Here is a 25823-nt window from a genome sequence, read left to right as displayed (position 1 = left end):
CGGACCGGTATCGGACGGACCGGTATCGGACGGACCGGTATCGGACGGACCGGTATCGGACGGACCGGTATCGGACGGACCGGTACCGGACGGACCGGTACCGGACGGGCTCGAACCGGACGGACCAGGACCGGATGGGCCGGTACCGACCGGCCCGGCCGGAGCGGTGCCGGACGGAGCGGAGCCGGCTGAGGCGACGTCGGCCGGAACCGGGGAGGACGGGTCGGCGTCGGCCAGGTGGGCGGCGCGCAGCCAGCCCGGATAACCGTCGGCGCCGAGCTTCGCCGCGGGCTGGCCCAGTGCCACCACCCGCACCCAGCCGTCCGGGCGGGTCTCGGTGACGCGCACCGGCTCGCCGAGCAGCAGCTGGGTCAGGACGCAGTCACCGACGAGCTGGTCGCGGTCCATGCCGGCGATCCAGGCGGCGACGTCGGGGGAGCCGGCGAGGGCGGGGCAGTCGATCGGGCGTACCGCCTCGGGCGCGGTCCAGAGGGTCGCCACCGGTACCCGTACGACGGCCCGGTGGCCGGGCAGAGGCGCCACGCGTACCCCTCTCTGCGGTGGTCGTCGGGGCGACGATATGAAAAATTCTGACAATGCTCAAGCACGTGTCTGAATTTTAGCTTCACGCAGTCCGGTGACGCCCAGGCCCGGCGCGTCCGGCAGCAGCACGCTCGCGCCCTCGTACCGGATGCCCCCGGCGACCGGCGACCAGGCCAGCCACCAGGCGGCGTCGAGATCCGACACGGCCGTGGTGCCGTAGGCGGCGACCAGGCTGGCGGCGGCGCCGACCCCCACCGGGCCCTCCATCATCGAGCCGACGATGGTGCCCATGCCGTGCGCGGCGGCCAGGTCGAGCAGCGTGCGCGCCGGCTGCAGGCCGCCGCACTTGGCCAGCTTCACGTTGACCATGTCGGCGGCCCGCCGCCGGATCACCTCGACCAGGTCGCGCACGTCGAAGACGGACTCGTCGGCCAGGATCGGCAGGTCCACCCGGTTGCTGACCCAGGCCAGCCCGTCCAGGTCGCGGCGGTGCACCGGCTGCTCGACCAGCTCCACGTCGAGCCCCGCGTCCTCGATCGCGCGGATGACCCGCACCGCCTCCCGGGGCGTCCAGCCCTGGTTGGCGTCCAGCCGGATCCGCACGTCCGGGCCGACCGCGGCCCGCACCGAGCGGACCCGGTCCAGGTCGCCGCGGGCATCGGTGCCGACCTTGAGCTTGAGCACGGTGAACCCCTCGCCGCCGCGCCGCGCCGCCGTCGCGGCCAGGTCCACCGCGTCGCCGGCGGCCAGCGTGACGTCGGTCGGCACGCGCAGCGCCGTGCCGCCGAGCAGACGCACCAGGGGTACGCCGAGCCGCCGCGCCGCCAGGTCGTGCAGCGCCACGTCGACCGCCGCCTTCGCCGACTCGTTGCCCACCACGGCGCGGCGCACCAGGGCACAGGCGGCCTGGAGGTCGTCGGCGTCGCGCCCGATCAGCAGCGGCGCGAGCAGTTCGCGTACGCACGCCTCCGCGCCCGCCACCGACGCGCCGGTAACCTGCCAGACCTGCGGTGCCTCCCCGAAACCCGGGCGCCCGTCACCGTCGATCACCTCCACGACCAGCGTGTCCACGGTGGTGGTGCGGCGCAGCGCGCTGACGAACGGGGTGTGTAAGGGGGCCGAGAGCCGGTGGGTGCGTACCGCGGCGATCGTCATGTGGGGCACCCTATAGCCAACTGGCGGCGAGCAGGGGAGGGCCGATGGCCGGGCGGGAATGGGAGCTGGTGGGCGCGCCGAACGCGCGTGACCTGGGTGGACTGCCGACGACCGACGGGCGGCGGGTACGGGCGGGGCGGCTCATCCGCACGCCCGCGCTGGGCCGTCTCACCGACGAGGACCTGCCGGTGCTGGGCAAGCTCGGCCCGGCCTGCGTGGTGGACCTGCGCGACGTCCACGAGCAGGCGGTGGCCCCGCCGGACCGGTTGGTGGGGGAACCCCGCACGGTGCACCTGCCGGTCTACGACGCGGCCCACCCGGTGTTCACGTACGTCTCGGCGGTGTTGCAGGGCCACGACCTGGACGCGTACGCGGCACTGGCCCGCGAGGGCATGCCGGGGGCGATGACGGCGATCTACCGCTGGTTCGTCACCGGGGAGTCGGCGCGGGCCGGTTTCGGCGCGGCGGTGCGGCTGGCCGCGGACGGGCCGAACCTGCCGCTGCTGTTCCACTGCTCGGCCGGCAAGGACCGCACCGGCTGGCTGTCGGTGGTGCTGCTGACCGCGCTGGGGGTGCAGGAGGAGGCGATCCGCGCCGACTACCTGGTGCACAACGAGCTGACCGAGAGCCTGCGCGAGGTGCTGCTGTCCGCGATGATCCAGCGCCGGCCGGACCTGGACCCGGCGGTGGCCCGGCCGCTGCTGGAGGTGCGCCCGGAATACCTGGACGCCGCCTACGACGAGGTGCGCCGCGCGCACGGCTCGTTCGACGCGTACCTGCGCGACGGTCTGGGGGTGACCGACGCGCACCGCGAAGCGCTGCGCGAGCGGCTGCTGGAGTGACCGGGTCAGCCGGTCAGGTCGTGCCGCGCGGCCCAGACCCGCTCGGAGACGTGCGCGATCAGCCGGCAGGCGTCGTCGGAGACCTCGTCGCCGTCCGCGCCGCCGTCGGCCAGGTCGGTGGTGGTGCAGACGACGATCGTGTACGGCGGCGCGTCGTCCGGGAACACCACGCCCGCGCCGTGGCGTACGCCGCGTACCCAGCCGTTCTTGTGCGCGATCCGGGTGCCGTCGGGCAGCCCGGCGGCCAGGTCCTCACGGTGTTCCTGGGCGACGAGCACGTCGAGCATGGCGGCGCAGCCGGCCGGCGAGGCGAGCGGGCCGGGCCGGGTCGCGCCGAGCGCCAGCTCACCGAGCAGGGCGGCCAGGTCGGCGGCGGTGACCAGGTTGTCGATGCCGGAGTCACGGGCGGCGAAGTCCTCGATGCCGCGGCCGGTGACGCTGTGCCGCGCCCCGGCGAGCGCCCACGCCTGCGCCACGGCGGGCAGCCCCACCTGGCCGATGCAGATGTTCGTGGCGAGGTTGCTGGACCGGATGATCATCCGTTCGGCGAGCCAGCGCAACGGCACCTCGCCGCCGACGCGGTCCCAGACCGCCTCGTCGTTGTCGTAGTCGCGGTCGTTGGCGAACCGGGGCGCGCCCGGCAGCGCGGAGTCGAACGAGTTGCGCACCGGCACCGGCGCGTCCAGGCCGAGCCGACCGGCCTCGGCGGCGCGGAACAGCGCCACCAGCACGGCGAGCTTCATGGTGCTCGCCGCGTAGTGGGTGGCGTCGGCCCGCCGCGTCCACGCCTGCCGCGCGCCGGGGCGGCCCACGTACGCGGAGACGGTGCCGGGCACCTTGTCCAGGTGCGCGTCGAGGTCCTCCCAGGTCATGACCGCACCGTAGCCGATCTTCGGGGCGTACGCGGGGCAGCGGCGACCACGGGTGCGGGGCTAGCGTGCGGAGATGACGACCCCGTTGTACGACGACATCGCCGACTGGTACGAGGAGTACGCCAGCGAGACCTCGTCGGTCTACATGGACCGGGTCCGCTCCGTGCTGGCCGACCTGCTGGGTGACGGCCCGGGCCGGTGCGTGGACCTGTGCTGCGGCACCGGGGCGCACGCGGCCGAGCTGCGGCGTCTCGGGTGGACGCCGCTGGGGGTGGACCTGTCCGGGGGCAGCTACGCCACGCCCGCGCCCGGCTGCCGGTGGCCCGCGCCGACGGAACCCCGCTGCCCCTGGCCACCGGCGCCGTACCGGCGGTGGTGTACGTGCTCGCGCACACCGACATGCCGGACTATCCGGCGGCGATCACCGAGGCGGCGCGGGTGCTGGCAACCGGCGGCCGGCTGGTGCACGTCGGGGTGCACCCGTGTTTCGTGGGCGCGTTCGCCGAATCGATCTCCAGGACTGCCGCGAACCTCATGATCGACCGGTGATCGGCGACCGGGGGTGGGGTGGGGGAAGGCCGGAGCCCGGTCCGCCGAAGGGTGGACCGGGCTCCGGGTGGCTGGTGAGCGGCTGGGTCAGCCGGCGTGCTTGCGGCGGGCGGCCATCCGGCCGCGCTGGGTCTGGTCCAGCACCACCTTGCGGATGCGCACCGCGGCCGGGGTGACCTCGACGCACTCGTCCTCGCGGCAGAACTCCAGGGCCTGCTCCAGGGACAGCTTGCGCGGCGGGATCAGCTTCTCGGTCTCGTCAGCGGTCGACGAGCGCATGTTGGTGAGCTTCTTCTCCTTGGTGATGTTGACGTCCATGTCGTCGGAGCGGGAGTTCTCCCCGACGATCATGCCCTCGTACACCTCGGTGCCCGGCTCGACGAAGAGCTGGCCACGCTCCTGGAGGTTGGTCATCGCGAACGCGGTGACCGAACCGGCCCGGTCGGCGACCAGCGACCCGTTGTTGCGGGTGCGCAGCTCGCCGAACCACGGCTCGTACGACTCGAAGACGTGGTGCAGGATGCCGGTGCCGCGGGTCTCGGTGAGGAACTCGGTCCGGAAGCCGATCAGGCCGCGCGCCGGGACCAGCCACTCCATCCGGATCCAGCCGGTGCCGTGGTTGACCAGCTGCTCCATCCGGCCCTTGCGGGTGGCCAGGAGCTGGGTGATGGCGCCGAGGTATTCCTCCGGGGCGTCGATGGTCAGCCGCTCGACCGGCTCGCAGGTCTTGCCGTCGATCTCCTTGGTGACGACCTGCGGCTTGCCGACGGTCAGCTCGTAGGACTCGCGGCGCATCTGCTCGACCAGGATCGCCAGGGCCAGCTCACCGCGGCCCTGCACCTCCCAGGCGTCCGGCCGCTCGGTGGGCAGCACCCGCAGCGAGACGTTGCCGATCAGCTCCTTGTCGAGCCGGTCCTTGACCATCCGCGCGGTGACCTTGGCGCCCTTGACCCGGCCGACCAGCGGCGAGGTGTTGGTGCCGATGGTCATCGAGATGGCCGGCTCGTCCACGGTGATCAGCGGCAGCGGCACCGGGTTCTCGGCGTCGGCGAGCGTCTCACCGATCATGATCTCCGGGATGCCGGCGACGGCGATGATGTCGCCCGGCCCGGCCGACTCGGCGGGCTTGCGCTCCAGGCCCTCGGTCATCAGCAGCTCGGAGATGCGTACCCGCTGGGTGCTGCCGTCGGTGCGGCACCAGGCCACGGTCTGGCCCTTGCTGATGGTGCCCTGGCGGACCCGGCACAGCGCGAGCCGGCCCAGGAACGGCGACGCGTCGAGGTTGGTGACGTGCGCCTGGAGCGGCGCCTCCTCGTCGTACGCGGGCGCGGGGATGGTGTCCAGCAGCGTCCGGAACAGCGGCTCCAGGTTGCTGCTGTCGTCCGGTACCGCGCCGTCGGCGGGCTGGGTCAGCGAGGCGATGCCGTCGCGGGCGCAGGCGTAGACGATCGGGAAGTCGATCTGCTCCTCGTCGGCGTCCAGGTCGAGGAACAGCTCGTAGGTGTCGTCCACGACCTCCTTGATCCGGGCGTCCGGGCGGTCCACCTTGTTGATCACCAGGATGATCGGCAGCCGGGCGCGCAGCGCCTTGCGGAGCACGAACCGGGTCTGCGGGAGCGGGCCCTCGCTGGCGTCGACCAGCAGCACCACACCGTCGACCATGGTCAGGCCGCGCTCGACCTCGCCGCCGAAGTCGGCGTGACCGGGGGTGTCGATGATGTTGATGGTGACCGGTTCCGAGCCGTCCGCCGGCAGGTACCGCACGCCGGTGTTCTTGGCGAGGATGGTGATGCCCTTCTCGCGCTCGAGGTCCATCGAGTCCATGACCCGCTCGGTGGTCTCACCACGGGCGCCGTAGGCGCCGGCCTGCCGCAACATGGCGTCGACCAGGGTCGTCTTGCCGTGGTCGACGTGGGCGATGATGGCGACGTTGCGGAGGTCGGTGCGTAGCTGCATACCCTCCATACTCCTGTCTGCGGTTGCCGGGCACGCCTCGGGGTCACCCCGAGATCGCCCGGATCTGCGTCGAAAGTGCTGTGCCGACCGTTCCAGCGACTGGCATGCTGACACCCGTGCGGGGTGTCCGATGCCTGACCTGCTGAGCTGGCTGCAGGAGCTGCCGCCCCTGCTGATCTACCTGGCCGCCGCGGCGATCGTCGCGGCGGAGACCGCGGTGATCGTCGGGCTGCTGATGCCCGGCGAGGCGACCCTGCTTCTGGTCGGCTTCCTAGCGTACGCGGGGACGCTGCGCCTCGCGCCCGTGCTGGTGGCCATGACCGCCGCAGCCGTGATCGGAGACACACTCGCGTGGCGGGCGGGCCGCCGGTACGGCCCCCGGCTGCGTGCCTCGGGCGTCGGCGCCCGGATCGGCGCGCACCGGTGGCGGCGGGCCGACTCGCTGCTGGAGCGCCTCGGCGGCCGGGGCGTGCTCGCGGCCCGCTGGATCGCGTTCGCCCGCACGCTGGCGCCCCGGCTGGCCGGGTCGGCGGGGATGCCGTACCGGCGGTTCGCGCCGTGGAACCTGGCCGGGGTGGCGAGCTGGGTCGGCGCCTCGGTGCTGGCCGGCTACCTGGCCGGCGAGTCGTACGAGCGGGTGTCGAAGCTGCTCGGCCGGGCCACCGGGGCGGTGCTGGCCCTGCTGCTGTGCCTGCTCGCCGTGGTGCTCGCCGGCCGCTGGCTGGGGCGCAACCCGGACCCGGTGCGCGCGCTTGCCGCACGGGCCGCCGCGCTGCCGCCGCTGCGCTGGCTGCGGGCCCGGTACGGCGTGCTGTTCTTCCTGGTCGCCATGCGCGTCGGCCCGGCCTGGACCCTGCTGGTCAACCTGGCGCTGGGGCTGGCGCTGCTGTTCGTCGCCGGGCTCGCGGTGGCGGCCCTGCTGGAGGCGGTCGTCGCGCACAGCGGGTTGGGTGTCCTCGACGGGCTGGTCGCCGACTGGTTCGCCGCCCGGCGTACCCCAGGGGTGGTCGACACGGCGTTGCTCGCGGTGTCGGTGCTGCGCGGCTGGGTGCTGATCGCCGCGGTGGCGGTGGTGGCCGCGGTGGTGACGCGGCGGGGGCGGGCGTGGCGGGCCGACCCGCTCGGGGTGCTGGGTACGGTCGGCGCGGCCGTGCCGCTGGTGTTGCTCGTCGTCGTCGCGGAGCTGACCGGCCCGGGTGGCCCGGACCGCCCCGGTGACCTGTTCCCGACACAGAACGCGCTGGTGACCGCGAGCTTCGGCACGCTCGCCTGGCTGCTGTCGCGGGGCGCCCGCTGGCCGGTGGGCGCGGCGGTCTGGACGGTCGCGTCGGCGGCGGTGGTGACGGTCACCGGGGCGCGGCTCTACCTGGGTTTCAGCACGGCCAGCGGCACCATCACGGCGGTGCTGCTGGGCCTCGCGTGGACCACCGTGTTCGTGGTGGCGTGGGCGACCCGGGACCGCCTGGCGGAACCGGACGAGCGGCCGGGCCCCGGCACGGTCCCGGAGTCGCCTCCCCGGCCGCGGGGCCGCCGCTCCGCGTCGCGGGTACCCCCCGAGCCCGTCGATCCTTGTTAGGGTGCGCCGACGGGGACAACGGGGAGGTTCGATGCGGCGAGGACGCGCCCGGTGGGCCGTGACGGTGGTGGCGCTGCTCGCGGCGGCCACGCTCACGGCGTGCGGCGAGCAGGAGCAGCCGGTCCGCGAGGTGGCTGTGGAACTGCCCACGGCGGCCCCGGTGGACCAGCCACCTGAGGCGCCGGCCGACGCGCCGAACGAGGAGCCGCCGGCGGTGGCGGCGATGGGCGGGCGGCCCAGCCCGAGCGCGTCGGCGAAACCGAAGCCGCAGGCCAAGCCGACCCGGACGTCCACGGCGCCGTTGGCCCGGCCGCAGCCGCCGACCGAGACCCAGGTGCCGCCGGCGCCGCCGAAACCGGCGGACGAGGGCTGCAAGCCGAGCTACCGGGGCACCAAGGCCAGCCAGAGCCAGGTGAAGGCGGCGCTCGCCGACGCTGCGGCGCGTACCTACTGGCCGACCTCGGCGCCGGACATCCGCATCCCGTCGGCGCTGCTGAAGGCCACCGCCTGGCAGGAGAGCGGGTGGCAGTCCAACATCATCGCCTGTGACGGCGGGGTCGGGCTGATGCAGGTCATGCCGGCCACCGCGGAGTGGATGAACCAGCGGTTCGGCCAGTCGTACGACATCGACGCCTACCGGGACAACGCCTACCTGGGCGGCACCTACCTGGCCTGGCTGACCAAGTACATCGGCGACATGTACTTCGAGTCCGACTACCGGCTCGACGCCTCACTGTGCACCGCGGAGCTGAACTCCTGCCTGCTCAACGCCGTGATCGCGGCCTACAACTACGGGCACGGCGCGGTGGCGCGGGAGGGTCAGCCGCTGACCGTCCCCAACCCGCAGTACGTGCGCAACGTGCGGGCGTTGATGACCGGGTGCGAGTGCCTGAGCTTCTGAGCGACCGGACGACGGAACGGGGGCCGGCGTACGCGCCGGCCCCCGCCCCGTCTGTCCCAGGTCAGTCCCGCGCGGGGACCGGCTCGGCCGGCGCCTCACGGGGCGCGTCGGCGTCCCGGGCGATCCGACCGGGCCACCAGAACCGGTCGCCGAGCAGGAACGCCAGTGACGGCACCAGGACGGTACGGACCAGCAGCGTGTCCAGCAGCACGCCGATGCAGACGATGATGCCGATCTGGGTGAGCGTGATCAGCGGCAGCACGCCGAGCACCGCGAACACCGCCGCCAGCAGGATGCCGGCGCTGGTGATCACACCGCCGGTGACCCGCAGCGCCGACAGCATGCCGTCGCGGGTGCCGGTGCGCCGGGCGTCCTCCCGGGCCCGGGTGACCAGGAAGATGTTGTAGTCGACGCCGAGCGCGACCAGGAACACGAACGCGAGCAGCAGCACCCCGCTGTCCAGCGCCGGGAAGTCCAGCACGTGGTCGAAGAGCAGCCAGGCCGCGCCGAGGCTGGCGAAGAACGACGCGATCACCGTCAGCACCAGCAGCAGCGGCGCCAGGATGCCGCGCAGCAGCAGCACCAGCACCGCGCCGACCAGCAGCAGGATGAGCGGCAGGATCAGCTGGAGATCCTTGGTGTTCGCCTCGCTCGAGTCGTAGGTGGCGGCGACCGAACCACCGACCAGGGCGCCGTCGGGGGCGTCCGCGCCCTCCACGGCGGGCGGCGACGAGTCCGGTACGGCGGACACGGCCTCACGCAGCGCCACCACGGCCCGGTCGGACGCGGCGCTGCCCGGCTCGGCGGTGAGCACCACGTCGATCTGGGCGACCCGGTCGGCGGCGGTGCCGGGCCGCGCGGAGGCGACCCCGTCGACGCCGCTCGCCGCGGCGAGGACCGCCTGGGCGGCCTGCGGGTTGGTGAGCACCGCGACCGGCTGGGTGCTGCCGGCCGGGAACGCCCGGGCGAGCGTCTCCGCCCCGGCGACCGCCTCGGGCTTCTCACTGAACTGCTCGGTCTCGGACAGCCCGGTACGGATGCCCAGGCCGCCGAGCGCGAGGCCGGCGAGCAGCAGGACGGCCAGCGCGGCGACCGGCAGCGGCCGGCGGACGACCAGCTCGCCGAGGCGGCCCCAGATGCGGCCCTCACGGGCGGCGCTGCCGACGCGGGGGACGAACGGCCAGAACAGGCCCCGGCCGAACAGCAGCAGCGCGGCGGGGAGCACGAACAGCGCGGAGAGCATGGCGAGGATCACACCGGTGGCGCAGGCCAGGGCGAGCGCCCGGTTGGTCTCCTGCTCGGACAGCAGCAGCGTGAGTACACCGAGGACGACGGTGCTGCCGCTGGCCAGGATCGGCTCGGCGGTGCGGCGCAGCGCCGAGCGCATGGCGGCGAAGCGGTCCTCCTCGCGGCGCAGCTCCTCCCGGTAGCGGGCGATGAGCAGCAGCGCGTAGTTGGTGGCGGCGCCGAACACCAGCACGCTGGCGATGCCCGTCACCTGCCCGCTGGGCAGGTAGATGCCGAAGGCGGGGACGAGGGACTCCACCACGCGCAGCGTGATCTGCTCGGTGGCGCCCACCACCAGCAGCGGCACCAACCACAGGAACGGGCTGCGGTAGGTGACGAGCAGCAGCACCGCCACCACGGCGGCGGTGACCAGCAGCAGCGTGGTGTCCGCACCCTGGAACACCTTGCCCAGGTCGGCGGTGAACGCGGGCCCGCCGGTGACCTCGACCCTCAGCTCGCCGGGCAGGTCACCGACCGCCTCGCGGAGCTTCTCCACCTCGTCGACCACCGCCGACGGCCCGCCCTCGGTGGACAGCGGCACCGCGACCAGCGCCACGGTGCCGTCGGGGGAGACCTGGGCGGGGGATACCCTGCCGCCCACGGCGAGCGAGCCGAGTTCGCCGGAGACGCCGTCGAGCGTGTCGCGGTCCGTGCCGCTGAGCGGGGCCCGGTCGGCGCGGCTGACCACCACCAGGGCGGTCTGGGCGTCCTTGGAGGGCAACTGCTCCTGGAGCCGCTCGACCTGGGTCGACTGCCACTGGACGGACAGGCCCGTGTCGGAGACGGGCTCCGGATTGTCCGGCTTCGGCAGCCCGAAGGCGACCACGCCGACGACGAGTGCGGCGGCCAGCGTGAGCCAGGCGGCCAGCCGGCCCCGGACGACGCGGGTGAACAGAGACATCTGATGCCCTCACATATTGGTCGCGGGGGATTCTCTTTTGACGAGTATCTTGATGAGCGAGATTATCCGGGGTGGTTCTATGCTGCAACCGGAACTGTTCGACAGGGGGTGGCGGCTAGCGTGGCGGCGCACAGGATGTACCGGCGGCGCGACGACCCACGTGCTCGCCTGGTCGCCGACATCACGAACGACCTGCGTCGTTACTCGGTCGACGCGCAGCACATCGGGCACGCGTTCGCCGGGCTGCACGGGCTCAACGCCACCGACCTGCACGCCCTGATCGCGGTGATGGAGGCCGAGCTGGTGGGCGACCCGATCACCCCCGGGCGGCTCGGTGAGGCGCTCAACCTCTCCTCCGGCTCGGTGACAGCGCTCGTCGACCGGCTGGAGCGTGGCGGCCACATCCGGAGGGACCGGGACACCGCCGACCGTCGCAAGATCCTCCTGCACTACGCCGACCGCGGCGCCACACTGGCACAGAGCTTCTTCGGGCCGCTGGGCCGCCGCACCGACGAGGTGATGGACCGCTTCAGCGACGACGAACTCGCAGTGGTGCACCGGTTCATGGCCGAGATGGTGCACTCCATGCGGAGCCACCGGGACGAGATCCGCGCCGCGCCCCGCCGTGGCGCCGCCTCCGGCCCGGACGACTGATCGTGCGGCTGGTCACCCGGGCCGCGACCGCGGCGCTGCGCCTGCCCGCCGCCCGCACCGGGCGGGTCACCGTCACCCGGGACATCCCGGTCCGGGTACGCGACGGGGTGACGCTGCGCACCGACCACTACGCGCCCGGCCTGCCCGCCGCGCCGTGCGTGCTGATCCGCACCCCGTACGGGCGGGGCGGGCCGATCCGGCTGCTGGGCCGCCTGATCGCCGAGCGGGGCTTCCACGTGGTGATCCAGTCCTGCCGCGGCACGTTCGGCTCCGGCGGCGAGTTCGCGCCGCTCGTGCACGAGCGTGACGACGGCCTGGACACGCTGGACTGGCTGCGCCGCCAGCCCTGGTGGACCGGCGCGTTCGGCATGTTCGGCGCCAGCTACCAGGGCTTCGTGCAGTGGGCGCTCGCCGCCGAGGCGGGCGAGGAACTGCGCGCGATGGTCGCCGTGGTGACCGCGTCGGCCACCCGCGACTCCACGTACGCGGGGGAGTCGTTCGCACTGGACACGGTGCTCACCTGGGCCGAGCTGCTCCAGGCGCAGACCGTGCCCTGGCTGGCCCGGCAGTGGGAGCTCAAGCGCGGCCAGCCCCGGCTCGCCCGCGCCCTGGCGCACCTGCCGCTGGCCGAGGCGGACCGGGTCGCCACCGGCGTGACGGTGCCGTTCTTCCAGGAGTGGCTGCACCACCACACCCCCGACGCGGGCTACTGGCGCACCCGGGTCTTCGGCGACCGGATCGCCGAGGTCCGCGCGCCGGTCGCCATGGTCAGCGGCTGGCAGGACATCTTCCTGCCGGCCCAGCTCGACGACTACGCCCGCCTGCGGGCCGCCGGGGCGCGTACCCGCCTGGTCGTCGGGCCGTGGACGCACGGCAGCCCGGGGCTGCTCCTGGCCTCGCTGCGGGAGGGCCTGGACTGGCTGGACACCCACCTGGCCGGGCGGCCCGGGCCGCGACGCGCGCCGGTGCGGGTGCACGTCGGCGGCGTCGGCGGCGGCTGGCGTGACCTGCCGGAGTGGCCGCCACCGGCCACGCCCGCCCGGTGGCACCTGCGATCCGGCGGCGGGCTGTCCCCGCAACCGCAGGAGCACGGCGAACCGGACCGGATCTGGTACGACCCGGCCGACCCCACCCCGTCACTCGGTGGTCCGCTGCTGGTGGCCCAGCGGGCCGGGGCGGTGGACAACCGGCCGGTCGAGGCCCGCCCGGACGTCCTCACCTACACCGGTGAGCCGTTACGCGACCCGGTCGAGGTGGCCGGGCCGGTACGCGCCGAGATCCACCTGCGCAGCGAACTGTCGTACCTGGACGTGTTCGTGCGTCTGTGCGACGTGGACCGGCGCGGCCGTTCCTGGAACGTCTGCGACGGCTTGGTCCGCGTCGAGCCCGGACGGTTCCCGCGTGATCCGTCCGGAGTGGTCACCGTGCCGGTGACGCTCTGGCCGACGGCGTACCGCTTCGCGCCCGGGCACCGGCTGCGGGTGCAGGTCTCCGGTGGCGCCCACCCCCGCTACGCGCGTAACCCGGGCACCGGCGAGCCGCTCGGCACCGCTGTGACCCTCCGTGCTGGATGGCGAGAAATCCTCCACGATCGTGAGCACCCCTCGGTGCTGGTGCTGCCGCTGGTGCCGGCACCGTCCACAGCGGGCTGATAGGAAAAAAAGCGCCTCTGAGCTGGGCACTTATGCCTAACCGCGGTTAAGCTCGGAGCAAGTGCCCGGTGCCGTGCAGTTATCCGGCGGGGCGCGTCTGCGGATCGCATGTCATCACGCGGTGTGATTGTCGTGCCCTCGCCGGTCATCGATCGGAAGGGGGATCTGCCATGACGTCGGCCCCGGCGAACCTGCTGGCCGTCCGGAACCTGTTACTCACCTACCTCAACGTGGACAAGAACGCCGTACGCGCCGCCGACCTGGAGCCGGCGGAGGTGGGCATCGTCGGCGACGTCAACCACCGCGGCGGCTACCACTGCGGCTCCGACCGGGTCGTCAGGAACGACTACTCGGTGGTGGAGTCCAGCCGGGACCGGTCCGGGCTCACGCTGTACGCGTCAGCGCTGGACGTCGGCATGTTCTCCGTCCGTTCCGGTGGAGGCACGCACAACCTGCGGACCTTCTCCACCTGGATGGTGGCCCAGTGCGCGGCGAACGCGGCCGACACCCGGGACATCCGGGAGATCATCTACTCCCCGGACGGGCGGACGGTGCGCCGCTGGGACCGGCTGGGCCGGCGGACCAGCGGCGACAGCAGCCACCTCTTCCACACCCACTTCAGCTTCTTCCGCGACTCCACAAAGGCGGGGCGGGACCAGACCCCGCTGTTCCGCCGCTACCTCACCGCGATCGGGATGATCGCCGTCGTGAAACCGGAGGATGACATGGAACAGACCGACAAGCTCATCAACGACACCGGCTCGAGTAGCCGTACCGTCGGCAACGTCCTGGCCGACCTGCAGAACCTGCGCAACTGGCTCATCTCGCCGGTCGGCACCAGCGGGCTGGTCGGCCCGCCCATGGCGAACTCGCCGTTGCAGCAGATGCTGGCGATGCTGAGCGCCTGGCCGGCGCTGGTGGCGCAGGTGAACGAGCTGTCCGGCAAGGACTTCGCCGACGAGGAGGAGATCGTCTCCGGGGTGCTGGCCGGCCTGCCGGCGGAGAAGATCGCCGAGGCCATCCCGCAGCAGATCGCCCGGGACGTGGCCGACGAACTGTCCCGCAGGCTGACCGCCTGACCGCCTGACCGTCCGGCGCCGCGACCGCCCTGGTCGCGGCGCCCCGGTCCGGTCTATCGGCAAGAACTGTTTCGCAACAGCTCTTGCCGATGTCAGGCTCGCCGTATGGAACGACCCTCCGTCCGGCAGGTCACCGACTCGCGGGTCCTCGCCGCGCTCGCCCACCCTCTGCGCCGCCGGCTCATGGACGTGCTCAAGGTGTACGGCCCACCGGCCCGCCCGCGCTGCTGATCCCGCTCGCCGGTCCCGGCGCGCGCACCGGCTGGCTGGTGCTCGGCCGGGTGCTGGTGAGTCTCCTGCCGACCGCGCCGTCCTGATGATGCACTGCGGCGGCGGTCGGAGCCCGACCGCCGCCACCGGCACGCGTTACATCGGACGAACGTTGTCCGCCTGCGGGCCCTTCTGACCCTGGGTCACCTCGAACTCGACCTTCTGGCCCTCGTTCAGCTCGCGGTAGCCACTGCTCTGGATGGCCGAGTAGTGGACGAACACGTCCGGGCCTCCGCCGTCCTGCTCGATGAAGCCGAAGCCCTTTTCCGAGTTGAACCACTTGACCGTGCCGGTTGCCATGCGTCTCTCCCTGTTCAATGCGAGCGAGCACCGGCTCCACGTCCGGTGATCGCCCTGTACCACCACGACAGTAACCGTCCGGACCGGAATCCGCTGCCGGAAGCGCGCGGCGCGCCAGTGAATACGTGCGCGACCGGAAAAAGACCCCGCTGTCGGGCCGGGCACGGCATGCTTGCCCCGATGAGCAGGCAGACGGCTCTGGCCGACCTGGAGCAGGAGATCGCGGCGCCCGGCGGGGGCCCGGACGGTCTGCGCCTGATCGGTGCGCCGTTCGTGCCGGAGGTGCGCCTGCACCTGGCCGAGGACGCCATCCTGTGGTGGGCCCGGATGGAGGCCGCCGCCGGGCGGTCGCTGCCGCCGCCGTACTGGGCGTCGGTCTGGGCCGGCGGCCAGGCGCTCGCCCGGCACCTGCTGGACCACCCCGAGCTGGCCGCCGGGCGGCGGGTGCTCGACCTGGGTGCCGGATCGGGGCTGGTAGCCATCGCCGCCGCGCTGGCCGGGGCCGATCAGGTGGTCGCCAACGACATCGACCCGTACGCGGTGGCGGCGGTCACCGTCAACGCCCGGGCCAACCGGGTCCGGGTGACCGTCGACGGCGCCGACCTGCTCGACGGGGTGGCGGGCGCCGACCTGCTGGTGGCCGGGGACGCGCTCTACGACGCCGGCCTGGCCGCCCGGGTCCTGCCCTACCTGCGTCGGTGCGCCGCACACGGCGTGCAGGTGCTGGTCGGCGACCCGGACCGGGGTCACCTGCCGCCGGACGGGCTGGAACTGGTGGCGAGCTATCCGGTGCCGACCACGGAACCCTCGGTCGACTCCCCGGTACGCCGGGTGCAGGTGCTCCGGCCCCGGTGACCGGCTGACCCTAGGGGTCGCCCCGGCCGGGTGTCGGGGGCCACTGGGGGATCATGCCCGATGCGCCGGGGTGCCGGTGGCGCATAGCGTGCAGCTCATGAACGAACTCGTGGCCGCCGGTGAGCTGCCCACCACCTTGCTGATGGGGCTGCTCGGCGTGGTCATGCTCGCCGACGCCGTACCCCTGATCGGGGTGCTGGTGCCCGGCGACGCCGCGGTCCTGGCCGCGGTCGGCGCGGGTCCTCCGGCCGGCGGGGCGTTCACCGTCGCGGCGGTGGTCGCGGGCTGCCTGGCCGGCTGGTCGCTGAGCTTCTTCGCGGGCCGGCGCTGGGGCGGTCGGCTGCGGGACAGCCGGGTGGGCGGCTGGATCGGCGAGTCGCGCTGGGCCGCCGCCGAGACGCTGTTGCACAGTGGCGGCGGACGGATCGTGCTGGTGGCGCCGTTCCTGCCGGTGTTCAACGCGCTGCTGCCGCTGGCCGCGGGCGGGCTGCGGATGTCGTACCGGCGGTTCCTGGTCTGCGCGGCGGCCGGGGCCACCGCGTGGGCCGGGCTCTACGTGGCGCTGGGGCTGGCCGCGCGGGCGCTGACCGGCCTGCTGCCCGGGGCGCTCGACCCCACGGTGCTGACCATGGCGGTCGGGTTGCTGCTGGCCGGCCCGGTGCTGCTCGCCACCCGCCGCCGGCTGCGGGCGGTCACCGGCTGAGCGCCCGGCCCGGCCGTCACGGGGAGGCCGGGCCGGGCGTGCTCACCAGCCGCGGGCGCGCCACTGCGGCAACGCGGGCCGCTCGGCGCCGATGGTGCTGTCCTTGCCGTGACCCGGATAGAACCAGGTGTCGTCCGGCAACCGGTCGAAGAGCTTGGCCTCGACGTCGTCGACGAGCCGGCCGAAGCGCTCCGGGTCCTGGTCGGTGTTGCCGACCCCGCCGGGGAAGAGCGAGTCGCCGGTGAACAGGTGCGGGGTGCCGGCCGGGTCGCGGTAGAGCAGCGCGATCGAGCCCGGCGTGTGCCCGCGCAGGTGGATGACCTCCAGCGCGCAGTCACCGACCGGCACCGTGTCGCCGTCGCCGAGCCGCTCGGCGGAGATGGGCAGCCCTTCGGCGTCGTCGGCGTGCACCAGCGCGCGCGCCCCGGTCTTGGCCACCACCTCCTCCAGCGCGACCCAGTGGTCCATGTGCTGGTGCGTGGTCACCACGGCGGCCAGCCCGCCGTCGCCGACCAGCTCCAGCAGGCGCGGCGCTTCGTTCGCGGCGTCGATCAGCACCTGCTCGCCGGTGGCGTGGCAGCGCAGCAGGTAGGCGTTGTTGTCCATCGGGCCCACCGACAGCTTGGTGACGGTGAGCCGGTCGAGCTCGCGCACGGCCGGCGGACCGCCGGGCGTGACGTCTCCGGTGTAGGTCATAACGGTGTTCAGATCCATTCCGGTGGATTCGGCAGAGGGCCGTCGGGTTCGACGGTGAGCAGCTCGCCCGCGCCCCGGCCGGTCAGCCAGGCGGCGAGTTCCGGCGCGGGGCCGGTGACCGTGGGCGCCCCCTCCGGGTCACCCACGACGAGTTCGGACGCCGCGCCGTCGAAACGCAGCACCGTGGCCGGCGCGGCCGGATTGCCGGCCAGCCCGGTCACCACCTCGTGCAGCAGCCGCTGCGCGAACGCCTCCGGCCAGTCCGCCGGGCGGTAGCCGGCCGCCAGGTCGACGTGGTGCACCTCGACCTCGCGCAGCCGGCCCCAGACCAGCATCGCCGCCGGCCACGGGCCGCGCCGGGTCTGCACCGTGGCGCCCCAGGCGTCCACCGGCATCGCCGCGACCGCCGCGTCGAAGCGCTGGCCGCTGCGGCGCACGTCGTCCAGCAGGTCGGCCGGGCCGCGCCCGGCACCGGCGTCGATGTCGTCGGCGCGGGCCTGCGCCGAGGCGTACATCGGGATCTCCTCGCCGGTGCGCGCCGAGGTGAGCAGGTTGACGAACCCGTCGGCGTTGCGGGCCAGGTGGGTGAGCACGTGCGCACGGGTCCAGCCCGGCAGCAGCGAGGCCGCCGAGACGTCCGCGGCGGTCAGGCCGGACACGGTACGCAGCAGCCGGTCGTTCGCCTCGGCCAGCGCGCCGGTCAGCAGCAGGGGGTCGGCGGTCATCGCGTTCTCACGCGTCGACCCTAGCGGGCCGGACCGGGCCGTGCCCGGGGGGAAATCGCTTTCGGCGCGTCTGCGTGCCACCTACCGTCGGGGCCGACGGCATCGCCGCGGGCGCCGGGCGCCACGTCGTCGTGAACGCGGCACCGGGAGTCGGAGGGGAGGTGGTGCGCATGCCGGTCGCAGCGCGTGTGTTCACCCGTACCTCCCCTCGACACCGATGAGGACACCATGACTCTCGATCTGACCGCCCTCGGCTGGGACGCCGGCTGGGCGGCCCATCTCGACCGGCGCGCCGGCCACCGGCACGGGCGGGTCGCCCGGGTGGACCGGGGCGTCTGCACCGTGTTGTGCCCGCAGGGGCCGGTGCGGGCCAGCCTCGGCGGCGGCGTGCTGTCCGCCGCCGCCCGCGACCTGACGGCGCTGCCCTGCGCGGGTGACTGGGTGCTGCTGTGCACCTGGCCGGACGGCCCGGTCACGGTGGAGGCGGTGCTGCCGCGGCGTACCGCGCTGGTGCGGCGCACCGCCGGCAAGGACTCCGGCGGCCAGGTGCTGGCCGCCAACCTCGACGCCGCCGCGGTGGTCGAGCCGGTGCACCCGGAACCGGACGCCGCCCGGATCGAACGGCTGCTCTCCCTGGTGCACGAATCCGGGGCGGAGCCGCTCGTCGTGCTCACCAAGGCCGATCTGGCCGCCGACCCGGCGGCGGTGGCCCGGCAGCTGGCCGACATCGCGCCGGGGGTGCCGGTGCTGCCGGTCAGCGCCGAGCGGGGCACCGGCCTGGCGCCGCTGCGCCGGCACGTCGCACCGGGCCGTACGCTCGGCCTGCTCGGCCCCTCCGGCGCCGGCAAGTCGAGTCTGGTGAACGCGCTGGCCGGGGCGGACGTGATGCGCACCCAGGCGATCCGCCGCGTCGACGGCAAGGGCCGGCACACCACCACCTGGCGGTCGCTGGTGCCGCTGCCGGGTGGGGGAGCGGTGCTGGACACCCCGGGCGTACGGGCGGTCGGCCTGCTCGACGGCGCGGCGGGCCTGGACCGGGCGTTCGCCGACATCACCGAGCTGGCCGCCGGGTGCCGGTACGGCGACTGCGCCCACGACGCCGAGCCGGGCTGCGCGGTGCGGGCCGCGCTGGACGAGGGTGCCCTGCCGGTCCGCCGCTGGGAGAGCTGGCGCCGGTTGCAGCGGGAGATCGAGCACGAGAGCGGTCGCCGGGCGGCCCGGCTGGCGACCGAACGGCGGGGTGGGCGGCGTGGCGTCCGGCGACGCACCGGGCGTCCGGCGACCCCGCCCGCTCCCGGGGCATTCTGAGCCGACCCGGGCCGGCTCAGGTGGTTCGCGCCCGACCGGCCTGAGCTGGGGGAACGCTCGCGCGACGGAAGTTGTCACACGTCGGGGCTAGAGTTGCCGAGGCGTCTTTTCTGCGCCCGACAACCTGTGAAAAACACCCAGACCCGGCGTCTGGTGCACAGATCCGCCTCATATTCTTCTTCCGGGAGCACACGCACCGTGGCCGACCGACTGATCATCCGTGGCGCGCGCGAGCACAACCTGCGTGACGTCAGTCTCGACCTGCCCCGGGACGCCCTGATCGTCTTCACCGGGCTCTCCGGTTCGGGCAAGTCGAGCCTGGCGTTCGACACCATCTTCGCCGAGGGCCAGCGTCGGTACGTCGAGTCGCTGTCGTCGTACGCCCGGCAGTTCCTCGGCCAGATGGACAAGCCCGACGTCGACTTCATCGAGGGCCTCAGTCCCGCCGTCTCCATCGACCAGAAGTCCACCTCCCGCAACCCGCGCTCCACCGTCGGCACGATCACCGAGGTCTACGACTACCTCCGCCTGTTGTTCGCCCGCATCGGCGAGCCGCACTGCCCGATCTGCGGTGAGCGGATCTCCAAGCAGAGCCCGCAGCAGATCGTCGACCGCGTCCTGGCCATGGCCGGGGGCACCCGGTTCATGGTGCTCGCGCCGGTGGTGCGTGGCCGCAAGGGCGAGTACGTCGACCTGTTCGCCGAACTCCAGGCCAAGGGCTACGCCCGCGCCCGGGTCGACGGCGTGGTGCACCCGCTGACCGAGCCGCCGAAGCTCAAGAAGCAGGAGAAGCACACCATCGAGGTGGTGATCGACCGGCTCAGCGTCAAGCCGAGCGCGAAGCAGCGGCTGACCGACTCGGTCGAGGCCGCGCTCGGCCTGTCCGGCGGCCTGGTGCTGCTCGACTTCGTCGACCTGGCGGAGGACGACCCGGCCCGGGAGCGCCGCTACTCCGAGCACCTGGCCTGCCCGAACGACCACCCCCTCGCCATCGAGGACCTGGAACCCCGGGTCTTCTCCTTCAACGCCCCCTACGGCGCCTGCCCGGAGTGCACCGGCCTGGGCACCAAGAAGGAGGTGGACCCGGAGCTGGTCATCCCCGACCCGGAGCGCACACTGCGCGAGGGCGCGATCCAGCCCTGGGCCACCGGCCACAACCTCGAATACTTCCTGCGGCTGCTGGAGGCGCTCGGCGAGGCCGAGCACTTCGACATCGACACGCCGTGGCGGGCGCTGCCGTCGCGGGCGCAGAAGACGATCCTGCACGGCTCCGACGACCAGGTGCACGTGCGCTACCGCAACAAGTACGGTCGCGAGCGCTCCTACTACACCGGGTTCGAGGGCGTGGTGCAGTGGATCGAGCGCCGGCACACCGACACCGAGTCGGAGTGGTCCCGGGAGAAGTACGAGGGCTACATGCGGGACGTGCCCTGCGCGGCCTGCGGCGGCGCCCGGCTCAAGCCGGAGGTGCTCGCGGTCACGCTGGCCGGCAAGAGCATCGCCGAGGTCTGCAACCTCTCCGTCGGCGAGGCGGCCGACCTGCTCGCCGGCATCGAGCTGACCGACCGGCAGAAGATGATCGCCGAGCGGGTGCTCAAGGAGATCAACGCCCGGCTGAAGTTCCTGCTCGACGTCGGCCTGGACTACCTCTCGCTGGACCGGCCGGCCGGCACGCTCTCCGGCGGTGAGGCCCAGCGCATCCGGCTGGCCACCCAGATCGGCTCCGGCCTGGTGGGCGTGCTCTACGTGCTCGACGAGCCGTCGATCGGCCTGCACCAGCGCGACAACCACCGGCTCATCGAGACGCTGCTGCGGCTGCGCGGCCTGGGCAACACGCTGATCGTGGTCGAGCACGACGAGGACACCATCCGGGTGGCGGACTGGATCGTCGACATCGGCCCGGGCGCGGGCGAGCACGGCGGCAAGATCGTGCACAGCGGGTCGGTGCCGGCGCTGCTCGACAACACCGAGTCGGTCACCGGGGCGTACCTGGCCGGGCGCAAGGCCATCCCGACGCCGGCCACCCGCCGGCCGCAGACGCCGGGCCGGGAGCTGGTGGTGCACGGCGCGCGCGAGCACAACCTGCGCAACCTCACCGTGAGCTTCCCGCTGGGCCAGCTCATCGCGGTCACCGGCGTCAGCGGCTCGGGCAAGTCGACGCTCGTCAACGACATCCTCTACACCGTGCTGGCCAACCAGATCAACGGCGCCCGGCTGGTGCCCGGCCGGCACACCCGGATCACCGGCCTGGAGAACGTGGACAAGGTCGTCGGCGTGGACCAGTCGCCGATCGGGCGGACGCCGCGCTCCAACCCCGCCACGTACACCGGCGTCTGGGACCACATCCGCAAGCTGTTCGCCGAGACCACCGAGGCCAAGGTCCGGGGGTACGGCCCGGGCCGGTTCTCGTTCAACGTCAAGGGCGGGCGCTGCGAGGCGTGCTCCGGCGACGGCACCATCAAGATCGAGATGAACTTCCTGCCGGACGTCTACGTCCCCTGCGAGGTGTGCAAGGGCGCGCGCTACAACCGCGAGACCCTCGAGGTGCACTACAAGGGCAGGACGGTCGCCGAGGTGCTGGACATGCCGATCGAGGAGGCGGCCGAGTTCTTCTCCGCCATCCCGGCCATCCACCGGCACCTCCGGACGCTCGTCGACGTCGGCCTCGGCTACGTCCGCCTCGGCCAGCCCGCGCCGACGCTGTCCGGCGGCGAGGCGCAGCGCGTCAAGCTCGCCTCCGAACTCCAGAAGCGCTCCACCGGCCGCACCGTCTACGTGCTCGACGAGCCCACGACCGGCCTGCACTTCGAGGACATCCGCAAGCTGCTGATGGTGCTGGAGGGCCTTGTCGACAAGGGCAACACGGTCATCACCATCGAGCACAACCTCGATGTGATCAAGACGGCCGACTGGCTCATCGACATGGGCCCCGAGGGCGGTCACCGGGGCGGCACCGTGCTCGCCACCGGCACGCCGGAGGAGGTCGCCGAGGTGCCGGAGAGCCACACCGGGCAGTTCCTGCGGCCGATCCTCAAGCTCGACGGCGAGGCCAAGGGCGCCAAGGCGGCCACCACCCGGGCGGCCAAGGCCAACGGCAGCGCCAAGTCGCGGCCGCGCAAGGTCCCCGCCGGGGCGCGCTGACTCATCCGGTACGCGTTTTCGCGGGCCGGGCCGCCGGTGCCCGGTCTGTGACGCGCCAGTATGAACCGTGCGCCACGCTGGTGCGTGTATCCGCAGTAAGCCGAGAGAGAGGCCGGACATGAGTGATGATCAGGCGCTGACCCGACCGGTCACCCAGAGCCGCCGTACCCTGCTCGCCGGAGCCGGAGCGATCGGCGCGGCCGTGGTGCTCGCGGGCTGCGGCAGCGACGACGACGCGGCCCCCGGGCTGGCCCCGACCAGCGGCGGCCCGCCCGGCGCGACCGCGACCGGCGACGCCGGCGGCGGTGACCGGGAGGGCGGCAGCGCGCTGGCGCGCACCTCGGACATCCCGGTCGGCGGCGGTGCCGTCTTCGCCAGCCAGGGCGTGGTGATCACCCAGCCGGAGGCCGGCCAGTTCAAGGCGTTCGACCCGATCTGCACGCACCAACGCTGCCCGGTGTCGAACGTCGACGGCGGCACGATCAACTGCACCTGCCACAACAGCCGGTTCTCGATCGTCGACGGCTCGGTGAAGGGTGGCCCAGCCACCAAGCCGCTCGCGGCGAAGGAGATCACTGTCGACGGCGACCAGATCAAGCTGGCCTGACCCGTTCCGCGTCCCCGCCGGCCGGTGGTCGGCGGGGACGCGGCTACGGCCGGGTGTCAGGGGTGCGGACTAGGCTTGACGCCGTGGCTGACCCCTCGACCTACCGTCCCGCGCCCGGCACCATCCCGGAGTCGCCAGGGGTCTACCGCTTCCGCGACGGCACCGGCCGGGTGATCTACGTCGGCAAGGCGCGCAACCTGCGCAGCCGGCTCAACTCCTACTTCGCCGACCCGGTCGGCCTGCACCAGCGCACCCGGCAGATGGTGTTCACCGCCGAGTCGGTCGACTGGATCACCGTGGCCACCGAGGTCGAGGCGCTCCAGCAGGAATACACCTGGATCAAGCAGTACGACCCGCGGTTCAACGTCCGCTACCGCGACGACAAGTCGTACCCCTACCTCGCGGTCACGCTCGACGAGGAATACCCCCGGTTGCAGGTGATGCGCGGGGTGAAGCGCAAGGGCGTGCGTTACTTCGGGCCGTACTCCCACGCCTGGGCGATCCGCGAGACGCTCGACCTGCTGCTGCGGGTCTTCCCCGCGCGGACCTGCTCGTCCGGGGTGTTCAAGCGCGCCGGCCAGGTCGGCCGGCCCTGCCTGCTGGGCTACATCGGCAAGTGCTCGGCCCCGTGCGTGGGCAGCGTCAGCGCCGACCAGCACCGGGAGATCGTCGACGGCTTCTGCGACTTCATGGCCGGCCGCACCGACACCATGGTCCGGCGACTGGAGAAGGAGATGCTCGACGCCAGCGAGCAGCTGGAGTTCGAGCGGGCCGCCCGGCTGCGCGACGACGTCGCGGCGCTGCGCCGGGCCATGGAGAAGCAGACGGTGGTGCTCGGCGACGGCACCGACGCCGACGTGGTCGCCTTCGCCGACGACCCGCTCGAAGCCGCCGTCCAGGTCTTCCACGTCCGCGGCGGCCGGGTGCGCGGCCAGCGCGGCTGGGTGGTGGAGAAGACCGAGGAACTGACCACCGGCGACCTCGTGCACCACTTCTGCACCCAGGTGTACGGCGGCGAGCAGGGCGAGGCCGACGTGCCCCGCGAGCTGCTCGTGCCCGAGCTGCCGGGCGACGCCGAGGCGCTCGCCGACTGGCTCTCCGCCCGCCGGGGCAGCCGGGTGTCGCTGCGGGTGCCGCAGCGCGGCGACAAGCGGTCGCTGCTGGAGACCGTCGAGCGCAACGCCAGGGACGCGCTGGCCCGGCACAAGCTCAAGCGGGCCGGTGACCTGACCACCCGCAGCCAGGCGCTCGACGAGATCGCCGACGCGCTCGGCATGGACACCTCGCCGCTGCGCATCGAGTGTTTCGACGTGTCCCAGATCCAGGGCACCGACGTGGTCGCCAGCATGGTCGTGTTCGAGGACGGGCTGCCGCGCAAGGGCGAATACCGCCGGTTCATCGTTCGTGGCGCCACCGACGACCTGTCGGCGATGTCCGAGGTGCTGCGGCGGCGCTTCGCCCGCTACCTCGACGCCCGCGCCGAGACCGGTGAGCTGGGTGAGGAGACCGCCTCCGACCCCGACCGGCCCGGCATCGACCCGACCACCGGGCGGCCGCGCAAGTTCGCGTACCCGCCGCAGCTCGTCGTGGTCGACGGCGGCCCGCCCCAGGTCGCCGCCGCCGCAAGCGCGCTCGCCGAGCTGGGCATCGACGACGTGGCGCTGTGCGGGCTGGCGAAGCGGCTGGAGGAGGTCTGGCTGCCCGACGACGAGTTCCCGGTGATCCTGCCACGCACCTCCGAGGCGCTCTACCTGCTGCAACGCGTCCGCGACGAGGCCCACCGGTTCGCCATCACGTTCCACCGCCAGCGGCGCTCGAAGCGGATGACCGAATCCGCGCTGGACAACGTCCCCGGTCTCGGCGACGTACGCCGCAAGGCGCTGTTGCGGCACTTCGGCTCGCTGAAGCGGCTGTCGTCCGCCTCCGTGGAGGAGATCACCGAGGTGCCCGGGGTGGGCCGGCGGACGGCCGAGGCGATCCTGGCCGCGCTTGACGGTTCCACCACCACCGACGCCGCACCGCGTCCCTGACCTGGTCTCGGCTCCTGGCCCGTTGCCTGCTCGCGCCCGTTGTCCGGCTCGCTGGCAGGCCCGAGTGGAACATCATGGGTGTCTCCGCCCGCTTTTGGCACCCATGATGTTCCACCGACGGCGCTGGTCCCGATGGGCGGAAGCATCATCCCCCCTCCTGGGAGGGTTCCGCGGGTGGTTCGGTGTGGGTTGTGTCGCCACGCGAGGACGGGTGACCCGTCGTCCCCGCCCCCCGCCCTCCGCCCCCGTCCCGGCCCCGGCCCCGCCTTCCTCCGCGATCTTGCAGATCGCGCGCGGCCGGGGTGGATCTTGTTGCTGGGGCCTGTGATCTCGCGGATCCCCTCCCCGGCTGGTGGGTTTGGTGGGCGGTGTCCGGTTCGCTGAGATGGTCGGGGTTGTGGTCGGTGCCATCGTCAGCGTGGAATCGGTGGCGGGCGCGGGGCGTTGTACATGGCTGACCGCCGAGGAACCGGGTCGAGCGCCGGACACCGGCCCGCCCCGGCACCCGGGAGCGGATCGCCAGGTCAGGGAATCGGCCCGGCCCGGTCGTCGTTACATCCCCGAGCCGCGGAGCAGACCCCCCCAGGGTCGCCCGCGCGCCAGCCCGGTTTCGACGGGCACCCCCAAGACTTTCCCCCTTTCGCGCGGCACCCCGCCGCGTCATCCCCCACTTCAGGGAGGCCACCATCATGGCTACCACTCTGCTGCGTAAGACCGTTCTGACCGCTGCCGGTATCGCCGCCACCGCCGGTGGCATCGCCGGCCCCGCGATCGCCGCCCACGCCGCCCCCACCGGCACCACCGCGATGGTGACCGACCGCAAGAACCACGGTGAGCGCGAGCTGGACGTCCGCTACGAGGCCCAGCCCAACTTCTACTTCTGCGGCCCCGCCGCCGCCCGCAACGCCCTGTCCGTGCAGGGCAAGAACATCGACGTGCACGCCATGGCCCGCGAGATGGGCACCACCGAGGCCGGCACCGACAGCATCAACGACATCACCCCCGTGCTGAACAAGCAGACCGGCACCACGGACGCCTACAAGTCGGTCGAGATCAGCACCCCCAAGGCCGACGACAAGCAGACCGACACCCTGCGCGCCGACGTGATCAAGACCGTCGACGCCGGCCGGGCCGTGGTCGCCAACATCGCCGGCACCGCCACCGACACCGACGGCACCACCCACTCCTTCGAAGGCGGCCACTACATCAGCGTCACCGGCT

At 73.2% G+C, this 25823-nt stretch carries 22 protein-coding genes and 1 pseudogene; 15 read left to right on the top strand and 8 right to left on the bottom strand.

Going from position 1 to position 25823, the window contains the following annotated elements:
- Positions 1-543, bottom strand: a pseudogene (locus C569_RS32135) (hypothetical protein); the annotation flags it as partial.
- Positions 544-600: 57 nt separating this feature from the next.
- Positions 601-1698, bottom strand: a complete 1098-nt coding sequence (locus tag C569_RS0107375) for a mandelate racemase/muconate lactonizing enzyme family protein (protein WP_018785151.1) — start codon at positions 1696-1698, stop codon at positions 601-603.
- 44 nt (positions 1699-1742) lie between these two features.
- Between C569_RS0107375 and C569_RS0107370 the strand changes: the two genes are divergently transcribed.
- Positions 1743-2540: a tyrosine-protein phosphatase gene (locus C569_RS0107370; RefSeq protein WP_018785150.1), complete on the top strand. Its 798-nt coding sequence runs from the start codon at positions 1743-1745 to the stop codon at positions 2538-2540.
- Positions 2541-2545: 5 nt separating this feature from the next.
- Here the strand turns inward: C569_RS0107370 and C569_RS0107365 are convergent, their stop codons facing one another.
- Positions 2546-3412, bottom strand: coding sequence for a serine hydrolase (locus tag C569_RS0107365; protein ID WP_018785149.1), 867 nt, complete (start codon positions 3410-3412; stop codon positions 2546-2548).
- Positions 3413-3667: 255 nt separating this feature from the next.
- Here C569_RS0107365 and C569_RS34130 point away from each other — a divergent pair, with 255 nt between their 5' ends.
- A complete protein-coding gene (locus C569_RS34130; RefSeq protein ID WP_231394737.1) occupies positions 3668-3961 on the top strand; it encodes a class I SAM-dependent methyltransferase in 294 nt (97 codons plus the stop codon).
- 87 nt (positions 3962-4048) lie between these two features.
- On the opposite strand, the gene typA is transcribed toward C569_RS34130, so the two are convergent.
- Positions 4049-5917, bottom strand: coding sequence for a translational GTPase TypA (gene typA / locus C569_RS0107355; RefSeq protein WP_018785147.1), 1869 nt, complete (start codon positions 5915-5917; stop codon positions 4049-4051).
- Positions 5918-6047: 130 nt separating this feature from the next.
- Here typA and C569_RS0107350 point away from each other — a divergent pair, with 130 nt between their 5' ends.
- Both C569_RS0107350 and C569_RS0107345 read left to right on the top strand, forming a co-directional pair.
- Entirely contained in the window at positions 6048-7493 is a 1446-nt protein-coding gene (locus tag C569_RS0107350; RefSeq protein ID WP_018785146.1) for a DedA family protein, read from the top strand.
- Positions 7494-7524: 31 nt separating this feature from the next.
- Positions 7525-8394 carry a lytic transglycosylase domain-containing protein gene (locus tag C569_RS0107345; RefSeq protein ID WP_026267812.1) on the top strand — a complete coding sequence of 290 codons (870 nt, stop codon included), beginning with the start codon at positions 7525-7527 and terminating at the stop codon, positions 8392-8394.
- A gap of 61 nt (positions 8395-8455) precedes the next feature.
- On the opposite strand, the gene C569_RS0107340 is transcribed toward C569_RS0107345, so the two are convergent.
- Positions 8456-10582, bottom strand: a complete 2127-nt coding sequence (locus tag C569_RS0107340) for an MMPL family transporter (protein ID WP_018785144.1) — start codon at positions 10580-10582, stop codon at positions 8456-8458.
- Between the two features lie 135 nt (positions 10583-10717).
- Between C569_RS0107340 and C569_RS0107335 the strand changes: the two genes are divergently transcribed.
- From C569_RS0107335 to C569_RS34730, 4 genes are all read left to right on the top strand, one after another.
- A complete protein-coding gene (locus tag C569_RS0107335; protein ID WP_018785143.1) occupies positions 10718-11236 on the top strand; it encodes a MarR family winged helix-turn-helix transcriptional regulator in 519 nt (172 codons plus the stop codon).
- A gap of 2 nt (positions 11237-11238) precedes the next feature.
- Positions 11239-12888 carry a CocE/NonD family hydrolase gene (locus C569_RS0107330; protein WP_018785142.1) on the top strand — a complete coding sequence of 550 codons (1650 nt, stop codon included), beginning with the start codon at positions 11239-11241 and terminating at the stop codon, positions 12886-12888.
- Between the two features lie 170 nt (positions 12889-13058).
- Positions 13059-13967, top strand: a complete 909-nt coding sequence (locus C569_RS0107325) for a hypothetical protein (RefSeq protein ID WP_018785141.1) — start codon at positions 13059-13061, stop codon at positions 13965-13967.
- A 105-nt stretch (positions 13968-14072) separates the two neighbouring features.
- Complete coding sequence (locus C569_RS34730; protein ID WP_018785140.1) at positions 14073-14198, top strand: hypothetical protein; 126 nt, start codon at positions 14073-14075, stop codon at positions 14196-14198.
- Positions 14199-14333: 135 nt separating this feature from the next.
- Here the strand turns inward: C569_RS34730 and C569_RS0107315 are convergent, their stop codons facing one another.
- Positions 14334-14537: a cold-shock protein gene (locus C569_RS0107315; RefSeq protein ID WP_013287480.1), complete on the bottom strand. Its 204-nt coding sequence runs from the start codon at positions 14535-14537 to the stop codon at positions 14334-14336.
- Positions 14538-14717: 180 nt separating this feature from the next.
- On the opposite strand from C569_RS0107315, the gene C569_RS0107310 reads away from it, so the two are divergent.
- Together C569_RS0107310 and C569_RS0107305 are read left to right on the top strand one after the other, a co-directional pair.
- The gene (locus tag C569_RS0107310) at positions 14718-15392 is read left to right on the top strand and encodes a methyltransferase (protein WP_018785139.1); all 675 of its coding nucleotides are present in this window, start codon (positions 14718-14720) and stop codon (positions 15390-15392) included.
- A gap of 97 nt (positions 15393-15489) precedes the next feature.
- Positions 15490-16095: a DedA family protein gene (locus tag C569_RS0107305; RefSeq protein ID WP_036345336.1), complete on the top strand. Its 606-nt coding sequence runs from the start codon at positions 15490-15492 to the stop codon at positions 16093-16095.
- Positions 16096-16137: 42 nt separating this feature from the next.
- Here C569_RS0107305 and C569_RS0107300 read toward each other — a convergent pair whose 3' ends face one another.
- Both C569_RS0107300 and C569_RS0107295 read right to left on the bottom strand, forming a co-directional pair.
- Positions 16138-16791 carry an MBL fold metallo-hydrolase gene (locus C569_RS0107300; protein WP_018785137.1) on the bottom strand — a complete coding sequence of 218 codons (654 nt, stop codon included), beginning with the start codon at positions 16789-16791 and terminating at the stop codon, positions 16138-16140.
- 8 nt (positions 16792-16799) lie between these two features.
- Positions 16800-17516 carry a maleylpyruvate isomerase family mycothiol-dependent enzyme gene (locus C569_RS0107295; RefSeq protein ID WP_018785136.1) on the bottom strand — a complete coding sequence of 239 codons (717 nt, stop codon included), beginning with the start codon at positions 17514-17516 and terminating at the stop codon, positions 16800-16802.
- Between the two features lie 228 nt (positions 17517-17744).
- Between C569_RS0107295 and rsgA the strand changes: the two genes are divergently transcribed.
- From rsgA to C569_RS0107270, 5 genes are all read left to right on the top strand, one after another.
- Positions 17745-18824 (top strand): ribosome small subunit-dependent GTPase A, encoded by a 1080-nt coding sequence (rsgA, locus tag C569_RS0107290; protein ID WP_018785135.1) that lies wholly within the window; start codon positions 17745-17747, stop codon positions 18822-18824.
- Between the two features lie 198 nt (positions 18825-19022).
- Positions 19023-21965: an excinuclease ABC subunit UvrA gene (gene uvrA, locus C569_RS0107285; protein ID WP_018785134.1), complete on the top strand. Its 2943-nt coding sequence runs from the start codon at positions 19023-19025 to the stop codon at positions 21963-21965.
- Between the two features lie 118 nt (positions 21966-22083).
- Positions 22084-22572 (top strand): Rieske (2Fe-2S) protein, encoded by a 489-nt coding sequence (locus tag C569_RS0107280; protein ID WP_018785133.1) that lies wholly within the window; start codon positions 22084-22086, stop codon positions 22570-22572.
- 83 nt (positions 22573-22655) lie between these two features.
- Positions 22656-24602, top strand: coding sequence for an excinuclease ABC subunit UvrC (gene uvrC, locus C569_RS0107275; protein WP_018785132.1), 1947 nt, complete (start codon positions 22656-22658; stop codon positions 24600-24602).
- Positions 24603-25291: 689 nt separating this feature from the next.
- The coding region (locus C569_RS0107270) for a C39 family peptidase (RefSeq protein WP_018785131.1) at positions 25292-25823 on the top strand (532 nt) is incomplete at its 3' end.

Source organism: Micromonospora sp. CNB394, assembly GCF_000374985.1.
Taxonomy (GTDB): Bacteria; Actinomycetota; Actinomycetes; order Mycobacteriales; family Micromonosporaceae; genus Micromonospora; species Micromonospora marina.
The sequence above is the reverse complement of the archived record's forward strand: the minus strand, read 5'-3'. Positions and strand labels throughout refer to the sequence as shown.